Origin of the sequence: Deinococcus sp. HSC-46F16 (assembly GCF_024171495.1) — a bacterium.
Classification (GTDB): domain Bacteria; phylum Deinococcota; class Deinococci; order Deinococcales; family Deinococcaceae; genus Deinococcus.
The window spans coordinates 380,997-396,151 of the sequence record NZ_JALJZW010000001.1 but is presented as its reverse complement, the minus strand read 5'-3'; the positions used below and the strand labels follow the sequence as shown (position 1 = coordinate 396,151).

Here is a 15,155-nt window from a genome sequence, read left to right as displayed (position 1 = left end):
TGTGGGCGCGTGAGGGCAGGGCTTCGGCGTAGCCTGAGCGCATGTCCCCGCCTCCCGCCGAAGCCCTGCCCGAAGTCACGCTGCCGATGACCGATTCCGACTTCGTCCGCGACCCCTACCCCTGGCTGGCAGAGGTGCGGGCGGCGACCCCGGCCTTCTATGACCCGGCACTGGGACGGGTCTTCCTGACGCGACACGCCGAGATCGCCGCCACCCTGCGCGACCGCCGCTTCGGGCGCTCGGTGCTGCACCGCTACTCGCGCGACGAGCTGGGCTGGCCGCCTCCCGACCCCGCGCAGGCCGCGTTCGACGCCTTCAACACCAACCACCTGCTGGACTCCGAGCCGCCCAAGCACACCCGGCTGCGCTCGCTGGTAGGCCTGGCCTTCACGCCGAGACGGGTGGAGGCGCTGGGGCCGCGCATTGAGGCGCTGCTTTCCCGGCAACTCGCGGCCCTGGGCGGGGCGGGCGGTTTCGACCTCGTGTCGGGCTATGCCGAACCGCTGCCCGTCACGGTGATCGCGGAGTTGCTGGGGGTGCCGGAGTCCGAGCGGCATCAGCTCCGGCCCTGGTCGGCGGCCATCGTGCGGCTGTACGAGCCGACCTACACGCGGGCCGATCAGGAGGAAGCCGAGCGGGCGGTGCGCGACTTCGGGGCGCTGCTGCGGGACCTCGCGCGGGCACGGCGGGGAGAGCCGCAGGACGACCTGATCACCGCACTCGTGCAAGCCGAACAGGAGGGCGACCGCCTGACCGAGCAGGAACTGATCGACACTTGCATCCTGCTGCTGAACGCCGGGCACGAGGCCAGCGTGAACGGGCTGTCGGCGGGCGTGCTCGCCTTGATGCGGCAGCGGGAGCACTGGGAGACGCTGGTGGCCGCCGCCGATCGGGAAGGCAGCCTCCCCCTCTTCCGCACGGCGGTGGAGGAACTGCTGCGCTTCGACACGCCGCTGCCCCTCTTTGAGCGGTACGCACTGGAGGAGCTGGAGGTCTGCGGCGCCGAGCTGCGCCCCGGCGAGAAGGTGGGGCTGCTGTACGCGAGCGGCAACCGCGACGGGCGGCGCTTCGAGCGGCCGGACGAGCTGGACCTCACGCGCGACCCCAACCCGCACCTCACCTTCGGGCTGGGGCTGCACTACTGCCTGGGGGCACCGCTGGCGCGGCTGGAACTGGCCCTGAGCCTGCGGGCGCTCGCGCGGGCCTATCCGGGGCTGCGGCTGGTGGACCCGGACGCCGAACCCGACTATGTGGGCGGCTTCGTGATCCGGGGGCTGGCGCGGCTGGACGTGGTGGCGGGATGACCCGGCCACCCAGCGACCGTCGCGCCCGTTGGCGGGTGACGCTCGGCAACGTGGTCTTCAACAACGACACCCCGGCGGGGCGGGCCTTCGATCTGGTGCTGATCGTGCTGATCCTCGCCAGCATCGGGGTCGTGATGCTCGACAGCGTGCGGCCCCTCCGAACCGCCTACGGTCCTGCGCTCAAGCAGGCCGAGCTGGTGCTGACGCTGCTGTTCTCGCTGGAGTACGGGCTGCGCCTGATCACGGCGCGGCATCCCTGGAACTATGCCCGCAGCTTTTTCGGGGTGGTTGATCTCCTGTCCATCCTGCCGGGGTACCTCGCGCTGTTCGTGCCCGGCGCCGAGACGCTCTTGATCGTGCGGGTGCTGCGGCTGCTGCGCATTTTCCGGATTCTCAAGTTGGCCCGCTTTCTCTCGGAGGCCAGCGTGCTCACCGAGGCGATCCGGGCGAGCGCCGCCAAGATCACGGTGTTTCTGGTGACGGTGCTGACCCTGGTCACCATCATCGGGGCGCTGATGTACCTGATCGAGGGGCCGGACAACGGCTACACCAGCATTCCCACCAGCATCTACTGGGCCATCGTCACCCTGACCACCGTGGGCTACGGCGACATCGCGCCCAAGACGCCGCTGGGCAAGGGGCTGGCCTCGCTCGCCATGATTCTGGGCTACGGGATTTTGGCGGTGCCCACCGGCATCGTGACGGTCAGCCTCGCCCGCGCCCAGGGGGCCGCGCAGGACCAGAGGGAACAAGGAGGACAGGACCGCCGCCCGGCGCCCCGGGTGTGCCCCCGCTGCGGCCTGGAGGGGCACGACGCCGACGCCCGCTTTTGCAAGCGGTGCGGCGAGGAATTGCCTAGCGCCTGAACGGCTGCCACCAGCCGGGCGCCAGGTCTCCGGCCTGCGCCTCGGCCTCGGCTTCCCCTGACCGGCCCAGCGCGAGGAGGGCGAGCACGCGGGCGGGACTGCGGGGGGCGGCGCGGGCCAGGGCCTTCTCAGCGGTGCGGGCCGCTTTCGGCCCGGCCCCCAAAGCCCGCTGCGCGTGGGCGAGGACCGCGAGGAGATGCGCGTCGGCTTCCTGCCCGGTCAGCTCGGCCACCTTCAACCCCTCCGCCAGGGTCCGCAGGCTGAGGCGGGAGTCGGTAGGGAGGTACAGCTCTCCCAGCAGCGTCGCGGCGGCGACGAGCGCCCCGGCGTCTCCCTCCTGCCGGGCCAGCAGGCGGGCATGGACGGCGAGGGCTTCCATCTCCAATTCCCCGGCCAGCGACGCGGCGCGGGCACGCAGCAGGGCGGGGCGGGCGGTGTCGGGGAGGGGGGCGAGTTCACGCCTGGCTTCCTCTATCTCGCCCAGACGCAGGCGGGCCGCCGCGCGGGTCAACGGTTCACGGCCCCAGGCCAGCGCCAGCCGGGGCCGTCCATGATGGAGCGCCAGGGCCGCCGCTTCCTCGCTGGGTGGCCCAGGAAAGGAGTCGAGGACGCGCCGGGCGTCAGCCTCATCCCGGTTCAGCACTTCGGCAAGGCGAGCGGCGTCCATACCGGGCCAGGATACGGCCCGCTGGGAGGTAGGGCGAACGGCTCAGGCGCTCAGCGCCATATCCAGGCCCAGGAAGCGCCACAGGGAGCGCCGGGGCACGCGCAGGCCCTCGGGGTGTTCGACGGCGGCGAGGCGACCATCGCGAATCCAGCGGCGAACGGTGCGTTCGTGGGTGCCGGTGTAGTCGGCGACCTCGCGGACCTTCAGCAGCTTGGGCATCGTCTGGAACTGTTCGGCTAGCGTCAAGGCAAACCTCCCTAAAACACGCGGGGCCGCCCACAGGCAGCCCCAAGACGTTCATATGTAGGCGCGGCGAGCACTGCGCCGGGCGCTCCTCCACCGGGGAGGCGGGGCACGGGCACGGGCGAGACGCGCAGGCTGTTCAAGGTGCCCGGAGCGTACCACGCCCTCCGTCAGCGCACGGTCAAATGTGAAGACGACCTCAGCCCCCGCCCTCACCGCGCTACCCTGCACGCCGATGAGCCTGCTGACCCAACTCTCCGGCACCCTGATCAACGTCGGCGCCGTCCTCGCCGGGACCCTGGTCGGCCTGCTGCTGGGGGGCCGCCTGCCCGAGCGCACCCAGCGCACCCTGCTGCAAACGCTGTCGCTGGTGACCCTCTTTATCGCGCTGGGCATGGCGGGCGAGCTGAACCGGGTGTCGGGCGGGCCGATTCCGGGCGTCATCCTCGCGCTGATCAGCCTCGCGGGGGGGGCCGTGATCGGGGAGGCGCTGGGCATCGAGGAGGGCCTGACCCGGCTGGGCGAGACGCTGAAGCGGCGTTTCCGGGGTGGAGGCCGCTTCACCGAGGGCTTCGTCGCCGCCAGCCTGCTGTTCTGTATCGGGCCGATGACGGTCGTGGGCGGACTGCAAAACGGGCTGACGGGCGACAACGCCACCTACGTCCTCAAAAGCACGCTGGACGGCATCGCGGCGCTGGCGCTGGCGGGGGCGTACGGGATCGGCGTGGGCTTCAGTGCCCTCACCGTCCTGGTGTTGCAGGGGGGAATCAGCCTCGCGGCGGGGGCCTTCGCCGCCGGGCTGCTGGGGGGCGCGGACCCGGAGGTGCTCAAGACCAACCCGTACGTGCTGCTGATCACCGGGATGGGTGGGCTGATGATCGTAGGCATCTCGTGGAACCTGATGCTGGCGGGCCTGGGCTGGGAAGACCGCCGGGTGCGCGTCGGGAGCCTGCTGCCCGCGCTGGTGCTGGGGCCGATCCTGCTGTGGGGAACGGGGCTGCTGTAGGGAAAGACCCCTCACCCCGCTGCTTCGCAGCGCCCCTCTCCCACAGGTTTCTCGTTGCGCCAGCCCCGCTAGGACTCCGGCGTCCTTTTCGGCCAGCCCGCATTCATCGGCACGCCGAAGACGAACATCGGCGCCAGGAACAACATCCCGCCAAAGACGAGGAGCAGGCCGCCCACCGCCTCGGCCCCGCGTGGAGGAAGCAGCAGGAGCAGGGGCACCAGGGCCAGCGCGAGCCCACCGCACGCCCACGCCGCCCGCACCCGGCGCCTTCCATCCGGGCCAGGCAGGGCGAAGGCGAGGGCCAGAACGCCGAGCATCAGGGCGTGGGCCGCGCCCAACGTGACGTGCATGCTGCCCGTAATCCCCAAGGCGAGCGGAGCCACGAACGCGCCTCCCAGCGCCGCCATCACCAGCGTGACGTGCCGCTGGGCCGGGGTCGCGCTGCCAAAGCGCGATGAGCCCCACAGCACCGCCGTCAGTCCCAGCCCCATCAGCGGGAGGGTCAGCAGTTCCAGCGGCGAGCCGTAACGATCGGCCTCGCCCGCCGCGTTGAAGTGCAGGGGCACCTGTTCCGGCAGAGAGGGCAACAGCACCAGTAGCGCGACGAGCGAGAGCAGCGGCACCCCCACTGCCACCCCCAGCAGCGCCCGCTCGGAAGCGGAGTAGGGCGGGAGGTGCCGACGCGCCCCCGCCACCGCCGGACGCCGCTCGGGGTCCGCGAGGTATTCCCGGTAGGACAGGCGGTGCAGGCTCACCACGACGGGGAGGAGCAGCACCATCAATCCGACCGGAATCGCCCACGGCATCAGCAGCTCAAGGGGCATCAGGGCCGCGAACACCGTATAGACCAGTCCCACCGTGACGAGCGCCCGCGCCGCTTCCCGCTGGGTGGCGTACCACGCCCGCTCGGAGAGCAGCGCCCAGCGGGTGCGGAAGCCGAACCACAGCCCCGGCCGGGCACGGGCGGTCGCGTTCCCGATCACCACCAAGCTCAACCCGATGGCCACTGTCAGCGCCCGCAGCAGGTCCCACCCGAAGGCGAGCGCGGCGGCGGCGACGGCCGCTTGCAGCACCAATGCCTGCGCGGTGGCATCCGCGACCGGGCGGTGCTCGCGCTCCAGCCCGCCGAGAAGCGCCACCAGCCCACCCAGCACCAGCGACGACACGCTCAGCGGCAAGAGGATCAGCCGCTCGCCCTCCGGCAGCCGCGTCCAGGCCAGGGCCAGCAACCCCAGCGCGACCACCGTTCCTGACGCCAGCAGGGGATCAACCCGTCGTCTTTCCACGCTCACCCTCCTCTCCTGCCGGGCCAAAGAGGTCCAGCAGGTCCGCCACCACCTCCTGAAAGACCGTCGTGTTCAGCCGGTAGATGACCTGCGTGCCGCGCTTCTCGGTCCACACCAGATCGGCGGCCTTGAGCACGGCGAAGTGCCCGCTGAGGGTGCTCTTGGTCACCGGGAAGAGCCGGGCCAGTTCCCCCGCCGTTCGCTCTCCGCCGCGAAGCTCGCGCAGGATGGCGCGGCGGGTGGGGTCGGCCAGGGCGCGGAAGACCTCGTCCACGCGGCTCAGGGGCACGCTGCCCTCCCCCGGCCCACTACCGCAGCGCCCCGCGCAGGAACTCCACCACCGCCGTCACCACGCCGCGCTCCAGCGGCAGTTCGGCGTCGGCGTACCGGGCGAAGTTGGCGGCGGGGTCCAGCGGCGCGGGCACGAGGACGTGGTTGACCCCACGGGCGAGGTGCGTGCGGGCGGCGGGCTGCGCGGCCGAGAGCAGCCGGGCATCTTCCGGACGCACCTGAAGGTCGCGGTCCCCCTGCACGATCAGGGTGGGAAGGTTCTGGGAGGCGATCAGCCGCTGCGGGTCGTAGCGCAGGCTGCTGATCAGGTACGGCTGCACGCTGGGGCGGAAGAGAGGGGCAAGGACGGGCGACACCTCCGACACGCGCTCGCCCCGGCCCAGGGCATCCAGAATCCGGCCCGACTCCTCCACCAGCGCGGGCGGGTTGGCCGGGTTCTGCCCGATCTGGCGGCGGATGGTGCTACCGATGTCCTCGCCGGGGGCGGCGAGCAGGACCACCGCCCGCGCCGGGGTCTGGCCCTGCACGGCGGCCAGCGCGACCGTCCCCCCCTCGCTGTGCCCGATCACCGCGACCGGGCCGAGGTCCGGCTGCCCACTCAACCACGTCAGCCACGCCCGCGCGTCGTTCACGAAGTCCTCAAAGGTCTGCGCCTCCTCACGCGGGTCGGCCAGGGTGCTCGCGCCGATGCCGCGCTTGTCGGGCCGCAGGGTGGCGATGCCCCGCGCGGCGAGGTTCGCGGCCAGCTTGCGGTAGGTACCCCCCGGCCCCGAGAGCGGATTGTTCCCGTCGCGGTCGGTGGGGCCACTCCCGGCCAGGATCAGCGCGGCGGGCGGCCGGGCGTGCTGCGGGCCGTCCGGCGTCTGAAGGGTGGCGGCGAGCCGGGCGCCCGGCACCTCCAGCGTGACCTCGCGGCTGGCGGCGAGGGCGGGTGCGGAGAGCAGGGCAGCGGTCAGGGGCAGCAGTCGGGCGAGTCGCATGGGAACCTCCAGAGAGGCTAATTCGGTAATTGCCTAATAACCGAACTAAGGCTACCACATCAGCCTCCCGTCAGCCCTGCCTCATGGGAGGCGCAGGGAGGGCGGGCGGCTTGACCCGACCTTCAGAAACAGCCCAGGCAGCAACCTGTATCAGTGGCTCGTCAGCTTCGGCCCCTACGCTGCGCCGCATCTGAGTTGCACACCACCCCCAGGAGGTTTCCATCCATGCGCCATTCTCTGACTGCTGCCCTGACCCTCTCGGCCCTGCTGGGCACGGCAGGCGCCGCCGAGCCCCGCATCAGCGCCCAGAGCATCATCGTGAACCCCTCGCAGCCCAGCCTCGACGTGCAGGTCTGGGTCAACAAGGATGCCAGCGGCACCCGCAACCCGGTCTACCGCCGGGGCGAGCGCATCACGATCGGGCTGAAGGCAAATCGCGACGCCTACGTCTACCTGTTCAACGTGAACGCGAACGGGCAGATCGACCTCTTCTTCCCCAACGCCTACGAGGAGAACAACTTCGTTCGGGCGAACACCAACCGCACCTTCCCTGGCCGGAACGCGAGCTACAGCCTGACGGTGGGCGGGCCGAACGGCCAGGACCGCCTGCTGGCGCTGGCGAGTACCCGGCCCCTGAACCTGAACGATGTGGCCCGGTTCGTGGAGGGCGAGAGCTTCGCGCAGGTGCAGGTGCGCGGGCAGGACAACCTCGCGCGGGCGCTGAGCATCGTGGTGCGGCCCCTCCCGGCCAACAGTTGGGTGACCGACGTGGTGACCTTCCGGGTGGGGAACGCGGCGCAGGGCAACGGCGGCAGCGCGACGGGCACCGTGACCGAGACGCCCACCCAGCCCGCTCCGGCTCCGGTTCAGCCCGTTCCCGTGCAACCGGCCCCCGTCCAGCCCACGCCCTCCCAGCCTGTGACGCAGATTCAACCCGGCGAGAAGCGCGACGGCTCCTTCGACACGGCGATGGTGGAGGCGTACGCCCGCCTCAAGGGGCCGGAGTCGCTGGGGCAGGCGACCACCTACGCCGTGCCCTGGGGCGACGGCCTGTGGCAGAAGTTCCGGGGCGTGGCGGCCTACGGCGACGCCGTGCTGCTCCACGCGAACGGCTCCAGCCGCGCCTACGCGGTGCACGGGCGCATTCTGGAGCGCTACCTCGCGCTCGCACAGGCCGAGAACGGCGGCACCCGTCCGCCCAGTCGATTGGGCTGGGCGGCGGCCGACGAGAAGGTCATTCCGCGCAACCCCTACGGCACGACCGGGCTGTACGGCTACTTCCAGAACGGGGCGCTGTACTCCAGCGAAAAATACGGCACCTTCTGGCTGCAAGGGGCCATCCTGAAGACCTATCAGGGGCTGGGCGGCTCGGGCTCGTTCCTGGGCTTCCCCACCCGTGACCAGTACCTGCTGAACGGGGCGTGGGCCGCCGACTTCGAGGGCGGCACCCTGCGCACCGTAAACGGCGTGGTCAAGGTGTACCGCAAGTAGATTGCCCCGCGCCGGGGGTGACTGGCCTCACCCGTCCCATCCCCGGCTGTGTGCCTCCCGCGTCCCCCGCCAGACCAGTGCGGCGGGCCGGGTCCGAATAGGCCGCGCGGCCGGGGGGCGATGAGCCCCGCTCCCCCTCCCGCGCACACTCCGAAGCCCCCCTATTCAGAAGGACCGTATCAGAGGGAATCCAGCAGGCGAACGCGCCCCCAACCGGAAGTGGTGGGGGCGCTCGCCTGTGGGGCTCTGAGCTCTGGGCTGTGAGCCAGAAGCCGGAAGCTTTTGCTCCGGCCAGAGCTTGCCCCAGAGCCCACGGCCGCCTTTGCTCAGCTCAGCTTGGCCTTGAACTCCTCGTAGCCGAAGGTCTTGACGCGCTCGTAGCGCCCGTCCGCGTGCAGGATGCCGATGTCGGGGTGCTTGACCCCATTGAAGAAGGTCGTCTTGACCATCGTGTAATGGATCATGTCGTCGAAGACCACCCGGTCGCCGACCTTCAGCTCGCGGTCAAAGACGTACTCGCCCACCACGTCCCCGGCGAGGCAGGTCGTGCCGCCGATCAGGTAGGGGTGGCCGCCGCCCGTCTCGGTGGCCTCGCGGTGCTCGTCCTGCGGGGGGTCGCCCGCGCCCAGGATGCGGGGGCGGTAGGGCATCTCCAACACGTCGGGCATGTGGGCCGAAACCGAGACGTCCAGCAGGGCGATGTCCTTGACGTTGTGGACCACGTCGAGCACGCTGCTCACCAGCCAGCCCGTCTGCCAGCCGAAAGCCGAGCCGGGTTCGAGGATGACGTGCACGCCCCATTTTTCCCGGAAGGCCCGCACCACCCGAATCAGGCGCCCGAGGTCGTAGCCCTCGCGGGTCATCAGGTGGCCGCCGCCGAAGTTGACCCACTTCATCCGGGGCAAGAATTCGCCGAAGTTGCGCTCGACGACCTCCAGGGTGCGCTCCAGCGTGTCGGAGTCTTTCTCACACAGCGTATGAAAGTGCAGGCCGTCAATGCCTTCGAGCAGGTCCTCGCGGAACTCGCGACGGGTCACGCCCAGGCGCGAGAACGGTCCGGCGGGGTTGTAGAGGTCCGTCTCGACCTCGGCGTATTCGGGGTTGACCCGGAGGCCGACGTGGAGTTGCTTCCCAGCCGCCCGCGCCGCCTCGACCTGCGGTCGAAAGCGCTCCCACTGGGAAAAGGAGTTGAAGACGAGGTGGTCAGCCAGCTCCAGAATGCGGGGAAAGTCCTCGTCGGAGTAGGCGGGGGCGTAGACGTGGACCTCGCCCCGCATCTCCTCGCTCGCCAGGATCGCCTCGTTCAGGCTGCTGGCGGTCGCCCCGGTAATGCCGTACTCGCGCAGAATCCCAAAGGTGCTCCACATGGCAAAGCCCTTGAAGGCGACGATGATCTGGGCGCCGCTCTCGCGCTGCACGTGCGAGATCAGCGAGAGGTTGCGCCGCAGCCGCGTCTCGTCGAGGACAAAGGCGGGGCTGGGAATCGCCGCCCAGTCGATGGTGTCCGTGGGCGTCACGGCGGGGAGGTGGAGGTCGGTCACGGTCATGGGAGACAGGGTAACGGGCCGAAGACGGAAAAAAGGCCATACTGCACCCCATGCTGCGTATCGGCTCTGTGGTCTGGGGCGTGCAGGACGTGGAACGCGCCGTGACGTTCTGGACCCAGGCGCTGGACTACCGTCCGCGTGACGAGCCAGACGCCGACTGGGTGGTGCTGGTGCCCCGCGAAGGTTCAGGGGTGCAACTGGCGCTGAAACGGGTCACCTCACCTCAGGCCAGGAGGCACCACCTCGACCTCTACGCGACCGACGCGGCGGCGGAGGTGCAGCGCCTGCTGGGGCTGGGGGCCGTGCGGGTGGACTGGGCGTATGAACCGGACGCGGACTACCTGGTCCTGGCCGACCCGGACGGCAACCGCTTTTGCGTGGTTCAGAAAGGCTGAACCCTAGCCCGCCACGAACCGCAGCACGTCCCCCGCCCCGCCCGCCGGGTCGAGGAGCGGGACCACGGTGCTGACGCTGACCTGCGCGGCGTAGCGCACGTCCTCCTCCAGCCCGATGCCGCCCAGATAGGTGCCGTGCCCGCTTCCCGCCAGCACCTCGGCGGGGTTGCCGGAGCTGCGGCGCACCGTCAGGGCGATGCGGGCGCCGTCATCGGGGGTGAAGTCGCCCATCGCCAGGAGGTACTCGGCCAGCACCCCGGCGGCGTACACGTCCTCCAGACCCACCCGGCCGTCGGTGCCCGCGCAGACGATGGCGATTTCCTCGGTCGCCAGGGCGCGGGCGCGGCGGGCGGCGGCGTGGGCGTTGGTGAGCGCCGCGAGCAGGACGTGCTTGCCGCTGGCGGCGGCGAGATGGGCGGCGGCAGTGCCGTTGGTGGTGTTCATCACGACCGCTTGGCCCGCGAAGGTCTGGGTGGTGGCCTCTGCCGGGCTGTTCCCCAGGTCGAAGCCGGGAATCGGTCGCCCCCCGCGCTCGCCCGCCAGCACGACCCCCTCCCCGCGCTGCGCCAGGGCGACCTCGGGGGTGAAGGTGAGCAGCAACGCCTCCGCTCCGCGTTCCAGATACGCCACGGCGGTCGTGGTCGCCCGCAGCACGTCCACGACGAGCACCACGTCGGAATACGCGCCGTGGGGGAGCAGATCGACCCGCAGCCTCAAGCGAGCGCCTCCCGCAGCCGGGCGAGGCCCGCCGCCGCCCCGTCCGGCCCGAAGACGCTGCTCCCCGCGACGAGGCAGGTCGCCCCGGCCTCGGCCAGCAGGCGGGCGTTGGCGGGCGTGACGCCGCCGTCCACCTGAAGCTCGGCGGCGCTGCCCAGTTCGTCCAGCCAGCCGCGCAGGGTGCGGACGCGCTCCACGCTCTCGGGGATGAACTTCTGCCCGCCGAAGCCGGGGTTCACGCTCATCACGAGCACGAGGTCCACGTCGGCCAGCACGGGGCGCACGGCCTCCAGCGGGGTGCCGGGGTTGAGGGTCACGCCCGCCCGCTTGCCCAACTCGCGGATCGCCCCCACGGCGCGGTGCAGATGCCGGGTGGCCTCCACATGCACCGTGATGCCGTCCGCCCCGGCGTGGGCGAAGTCGCGCAGGTAGCGCTCGGGTTCCTCGATCATCAGGTGCACGTCCATAAAGAGGGGGGACGCCCGCCGCGCCGCCGCGAGGATCGGAAAGCCGAAGGAAATGTTGGGCACGAAGTGGCCGTCCATCACGTCCACATGCGCCCAGTCGGCGCCTGCGATGGCCTGCAACTCCTCGCCCATGCGGGTGAAGTCGCAGGACAGGAGACTGGGGGCGAGCTTGACGGAGCGGGCGGGAACGGTCACCCGGCCATGCTAACGGTTCTCATGGTGGGACAGGCCGCGCCCGGCCGCCTGCCCTCCGGCGCGTGCCGGTGGCATCATGCGGGCAACGATGTCCCCTTTCCTCTCGCCCCTGGAGGCCCGCCCATGACCGCACCGACCGACCTCTCCGCCTGGAAAGCCCTCGCGCAAAAGGACCTGCGCGGCGCCGAGCCGGAGACGCTCAACCGCGCCACGCCGGAAGGCCTGATTCTGAGGCCCCTTTACACCGCCGCCGACACGGAGGGCCTGCCCACCGACACGCTGCCCGGCCTGCCCCCCTTCATTCGCGGCCCCCGCGCCACCATGTACGCGGCGCGGCCCTGGACCATCCGGCAGTACGCGGGCTTCTCGACCGCCGAGGAATCCAACGCCTTTTACCGCCGCAACCTCGCGGCAGGGCAGAAGGGCCTCAGCGTCGCCTTCGACCTCGCCACCCACCGGGGCTACGACTCCGACCACCCGCGCGTGGTGGGCGACGTGGGCAAGGCGGGCGTGGCGATCGACTCGGTCGAGGACATGAAAATCCTCTTCGACGGCATCCCGCTGAACGAGATGTCGGTGTCCATGACGATGAACGGGGCGGTGCTGCCGGTGCTGGCCGCCTTTATCGTCGCGGGCGAGGAACAGGGGGTGCCCCGCGCCCAGCTTTCCGGCACCATCCAAAACGACATCCTCAAAGAGTTCATGGTGCGCAACACCTATATCTACCCGCCCACGCCGTCCATGCGGGTCGTGGCCGACATCATCGCGTACACGGCGCGGGAGATGCCCAAGTTCAACTCCATCTCCATCTCCGGCTATCACCTTCAGGAGGCCGGGGCCAACGCCGCGCTGGAACTCGCCTACACGCTGGCGGACGGGCTGGAGTACGTGCGGGCGGCGCTGAAATCGGGGCTGGACGTGGACGAATTCGCCCCCCGGCTGTCCTTTTTCTTCGCCATCGGGATGAACTTCTACACCGAGGTCGCCAAGCTGCGGGCCGCCCGCTTGCTGTGGTCGGAGATCATGGGGCAGTTCGAGCCCAAGAACCCCATGAGCCGCGCCCTGCGGACCCACTGCCAGACTTCCGGCTGGTCGCTGACCGAGCAGGACCCTTACAACAACGTGGTGCGCACGGCGGTGGAAGCGATGGCGGCGGTCTTCGGTGGCACCCAGAGTCTGCACACGAACGCCTTTGACGAGGCGATCGGCCTCCCCACCGACTTCTCGGCCCGCATCGCGCGGAACACGCAGCTCATCATTCAGGAGGAAACGGGCATTCCGCACGTCGTGGACCCCTGGGGCGGCTCGTACCTGATGGAGCGCCTGACCCACGACCTCGCCGACAAGGCCCGCGAGCTGATGCGCGAGGTGGAGGAACTCGGCGGGATGGCGAAGGCCATCGAGTCGGGCGTGCCCAAGCTGCGGATCGAGGAGTCGGCCGCCCGCAAACAGGCCCGCATCGACCGGGGCGAGGACGTGATCGTGGGCGTGAACAAGTACCGCCCGACCGTCGAGACGCACGTGGACGTGCTGGACATCGACAACGCTGCCGTGCGCGGGTCGCAGCTTGCCCGGTTGGAGCAGGTGAAGGCCGGGCGTGATGGGGAGGCGGTACGGGCCGCCCTCGCCGCGCTGGAGGACGCCGCCCGCACGGGCGAGGGCAACCTCCTGGCCCTGAGCGTGGAGGCGATGCGTGCCCGCGCCACCGTGGGCGAGGTGTCGGACGCGCTGGAGCGGGTCTGGGGCCGTCACCAGGCGGAGGTCCGCACCCTCTCCGGCGTCTACGCACAGGGCTACGAGGGCGACGAGGGCTTCGCGGCCCTGCAAAGCGAGATCGAGACCTTCGCGGAGGCGGAAGGCCGCCGCCCGCGCATCCTGGTCGTCAAGATGGGCCAGGACGGGCACGACCGGGGGGCGAAGGTCATCGCCACGGGCTTTGCCGACCTCGGCTTTGACGTGGATGTCGGCCCCCTCTTCCAGACGCCGGAGGAAGCCGCGCGGCAGGCCGTCGAGAACGACGTGCATGTCATCGGCGTGAGCAGCCAGGCGGCCGGGCACAAGACCCTGATTCCGCAACTCATCGCGGCGCTGCGCGATCAGGGCGCCGGGGACATCCTCGTCGTCGCGGGCGGCGTGATTCCGCAGCAGGATTACGCGGAACTGCGGGCGGCGGGAGTCGCGGGCATCTTCGGACCGGGGACGCCGATCCTGCACTCGGCGCGGGAGGTGCTGGGGCTGCTGCGGGAGCGGCAGGAGCAACCCGTCGCGGGAGCCACGCGTACCTGACCCCATGAAGCGTCTGTTCCTCTCCCTGCTCTGCCTCGCCCCCCTCGCCGCCGCGCAGCCTGCCCGCCTGCCCCCGGTGCCGAACCTGCCCGCCGCCCGCACGGTGACGGTGGGCGACCTGCGGACCTGCACCGTGGGGGACGTGCGGCTCACCGTGGACCGCGCCGGGCGGGTGCGTTTCCTGACCCACGGGCACCGCTACCCCGACAACACGCTGGTGGTGCGCCAGAGCTACGACCGCGCCGGGCGCCTGACCGGGGTGCGGGTGGACTTCAGCGGTTTCGCCGGGCGGCTGCTGGACGTGCGGGGGGTGTTCGACGCGCGGGGCCGCCTGATCCGCGAGACGGGGTACCGCCGCGCCGGGGTGACGACGCCGCTACGCAGCTTCATCCGCCCCCTGCCGAGGGACGCGAGGTGCTGACGGTGCCCCATGCCTGAGCATCCCCTCGCCTCTCCCCTGCTCGCGGGCGACCGCCGCGCCCTGGCCCGCGCGATCACCCTGACCGAGTCCACCCGGCCGGATCACGAGGTGGAGGCGCAGGCGCTGCTCTCGGAGTTGCTGCCGCACACCGGGCGCTCCATCCGGGTGGGCCTGACCGGGGTGCCGGGGGTGGGCAAAAGCACGCTGATCGAGGCGCTCGGGCTGCACCTCGCGGACGCGGGGCACCGGGTCGCGGTGCTGGCGGTGGACCCGTCAAGCGCCCGCACGGGCGGCTCCATCATGGGCGACAAGACCCGGATGCCCCGGCTGACGGTTCACCCGCACGCCTATATCCGCCCCAGCCCCAGCCGGGGCACCCTGGGGGGCGTGGCCCGGCGCACCCGCGAGGCGATTCTGCTGTGCGAGGCCGCCGGGTACGACGTGGTCCTGGTCGAGACGGTGGGCGTGGGCCAAAGCGAGACGCAGGTGGCCGCGATGACCGACCTTTTCGTGCTGCTGACCCTGCCCAACGCGGGCGACGAGCTTCAGGGCATCAAACGCGGGATCATGGAACTCGCCGACCTGTGCGTGGTGAACAAGGCGGACACCGATCCGAAGGCCGCCACCCGCGCCCAGACCGAGCTGACGGCGGCCCTCAAGCTGCTCACCCCACGCGGAGCCCCCTGGCGGCCCCGTGCCCTGCAAGCGTCGGCGGCGACGGGCGCGGGCATTCCCGAGCTGTGGGCGGCAGTGGGGGCCTACCGGGAAGCGGTGGACATCGCCGCTCGCCGCCGTGCCCAGACCGGGGCATGGTTTGACGACCTGCTGCGCGAGGCGGCGTGGCGGGCATTTCAGGCCGGGGTGGACCCGGCGCGGCTGCACGAGCTGCGGGGGGAGGTGCTGGCCGGAAGGCGAACGCCCGTGCAGGGGGTACAGGCTCTTCTCTGCCCCATTCCGACGTGAGCGGGGCCGCCTCCGATGGAGAGCGGCCCC

General features: G+C 71.0%; 16 protein-coding genes. 8 read left to right on the top strand and 8 right to left on the bottom strand.

What is annotated here, in order from left to right; genetic code table 11:
• Positions 1-41: 41 nt before the first annotated feature.
• Together L1280_RS02070 and L1280_RS02065 are read left to right on the top strand one after the other, a co-directional pair.
• Positions 42-1,304 carry a cytochrome P450 gene (locus L1280_RS02070; protein WP_253580351.1) on the top strand — a complete coding sequence of 421 codons (1,263 nt, stop codon included), beginning with the start codon at positions 42-44 and terminating at the stop codon, positions 1,302-1,304.
• A complete protein-coding gene (locus L1280_RS02065) occupies positions 1,301-2,170 on the top strand; it encodes an ion transporter (RefSeq protein WP_253580350.1) in 870 nt (289 codons plus the stop codon). Before L1280_RS02070 ends, L1280_RS02065 begins: the two co-directional genes overlap by 4 nt.
• Here the strand turns inward: L1280_RS02065 and L1280_RS02060 are convergent.
• Positions 2,160-2,837, bottom strand: coding sequence for a hypothetical protein (locus L1280_RS02060; protein WP_253580349.1), 678 nt, complete (start codon positions 2,835-2,837; stop codon positions 2,160-2,162). The two genes, L1280_RS02065 and L1280_RS02060, sit on opposite strands and share 11 nt — an antisense overlap.
• A gap of 42 nt (positions 2,838-2,879) precedes the next feature.
• Positions 2,880-3,083 carry a helix-turn-helix domain-containing protein gene (locus L1280_RS02055; RefSeq protein WP_199776895.1) on the bottom strand — a complete coding sequence of 68 codons (204 nt, stop codon included), beginning with the start codon at positions 3,081-3,083 and terminating at the stop codon, positions 2,880-2,882.
• A 232-nt stretch (positions 3,084-3,315) separates the two neighbouring features.
• Between L1280_RS02055 and L1280_RS02050 the strand changes: the two genes are divergently transcribed.
• Positions 3,316-4,086, top strand: a complete 771-nt coding sequence (locus tag L1280_RS02050) for a DUF554 domain-containing protein (protein ID WP_253580348.1) — start codon at positions 3,316-3,318, stop codon at positions 4,084-4,086.
• Positions 4,087-4,154: 68 nt separating this feature from the next.
• On the opposite strand, the gene L1280_RS02045 is transcribed toward L1280_RS02050, so the two are convergent.
• From L1280_RS02045 to L1280_RS02035, 3 genes are read right to left on the bottom strand one after another with little or no spacing between them, the layout of a single operon-like run.
• Positions 4,155-5,372, bottom strand: coding sequence for a DUF1648 domain-containing protein (locus L1280_RS02045; protein WP_253580347.1), 1,218 nt, complete (start codon positions 5,370-5,372; stop codon positions 4,155-4,157).
• Complete coding sequence (locus L1280_RS02040; protein WP_253580346.1) at positions 5,353-5,661, bottom strand: autorepressor SdpR family transcription factor; 309 nt, start codon at positions 5,659-5,661, stop codon at positions 5,353-5,355. Before L1280_RS02040 ends, L1280_RS02045 begins: the two co-directional genes overlap by 20 nt.
• Before the next feature lie 19 nt (positions 5,662-5,680).
• A complete protein-coding gene (locus L1280_RS02035; RefSeq protein ID WP_253580345.1) occupies positions 5,681-6,643 on the bottom strand; it encodes an alpha/beta hydrolase in 963 nt (320 codons plus the stop codon).
• A 225-nt stretch (positions 6,644-6,868) separates the two neighbouring features.
• Between L1280_RS02035 and L1280_RS02030 the strand changes: the two genes are divergently transcribed.
• Complete coding sequence (locus L1280_RS02030) at positions 6,869-8,134, top strand: DUF4384 domain-containing protein (protein WP_253580344.1); 1,266 nt, start codon at positions 6,869-6,871, stop codon at positions 8,132-8,134.
• A 326-nt stretch (positions 8,135-8,460) separates the two neighbouring features.
• Here the strand turns inward: L1280_RS02030 and nspC are convergent, their stop codons facing one another.
• On the bottom strand, positions 8,461-9,681 hold the full coding sequence (gene nspC / locus L1280_RS02025) for a carboxynorspermidine decarboxylase (RefSeq protein ID WP_253580343.1): 1,221 nt from the start codon (positions 9,679-9,681) through the stop codon (positions 8,461-8,463).
• A gap of 50 nt (positions 9,682-9,731) precedes the next feature.
• Between nspC and L1280_RS02020 the strand changes: the two genes are divergently transcribed.
• On the top strand, positions 9,732-10,076 hold the full coding sequence (locus L1280_RS02020; protein WP_253580342.1) for a VOC family protein: 345 nt from the start codon (positions 9,732-9,734) through the stop codon (positions 10,074-10,076).
• A gap of 3 nt (positions 10,077-10,079) precedes the next feature.
• Here L1280_RS02020 and L1280_RS02015 read toward each other — a convergent pair whose 3' ends face one another.
• Positions 10,080-10,793 (bottom strand): 2-phosphosulfolactate phosphatase, encoded by a 714-nt coding sequence (locus L1280_RS02015; RefSeq protein WP_253580341.1) that lies wholly within the window; start codon positions 10,791-10,793, stop codon positions 10,080-10,082.
• Entirely contained in the window at positions 10,790-11,455 is a 666-nt protein-coding gene (rpe, locus tag L1280_RS02010) for a ribulose-phosphate 3-epimerase (protein ID WP_371922862.1), read from the bottom strand. The genes L1280_RS02015 and rpe overlap by 4 nt, the downstream gene beginning before the upstream one ends.
• 123 nt (positions 11,456-11,578) lie before the next feature.
• On the opposite strand from rpe, the gene scpA reads away from it, so the two are divergent.
• The 3 genes from scpA to meaB are packed head-to-tail and all read left to right on the top strand — an operon-like array spanning position 11,579 to position 15,125.
• On the top strand, positions 11,579-13,741 hold the full coding sequence (gene scpA / locus L1280_RS02005) for a methylmalonyl-CoA mutase (protein WP_253580340.1): 2,163 nt from the start codon (positions 11,579-11,581) through the stop codon (positions 13,739-13,741).
• A gap of 4 nt (positions 13,742-13,745) precedes the next feature.
• Complete coding sequence (locus L1280_RS02000) at positions 13,746-14,162, top strand: hypothetical protein (protein ID WP_253580339.1); 417 nt, start codon at positions 13,746-13,748, stop codon at positions 14,160-14,162.
• 9 nt (positions 14,163-14,171) lie between these two features.
• Positions 14,172-15,125 (top strand): methylmalonyl Co-A mutase-associated GTPase MeaB, encoded by a 954-nt coding sequence (meaB, locus tag L1280_RS01995; RefSeq protein WP_253580338.1) that lies wholly within the window; start codon positions 14,172-14,174, stop codon positions 15,123-15,125.
• Positions 15,126-15,155: the final 30 nt, after the last annotated feature.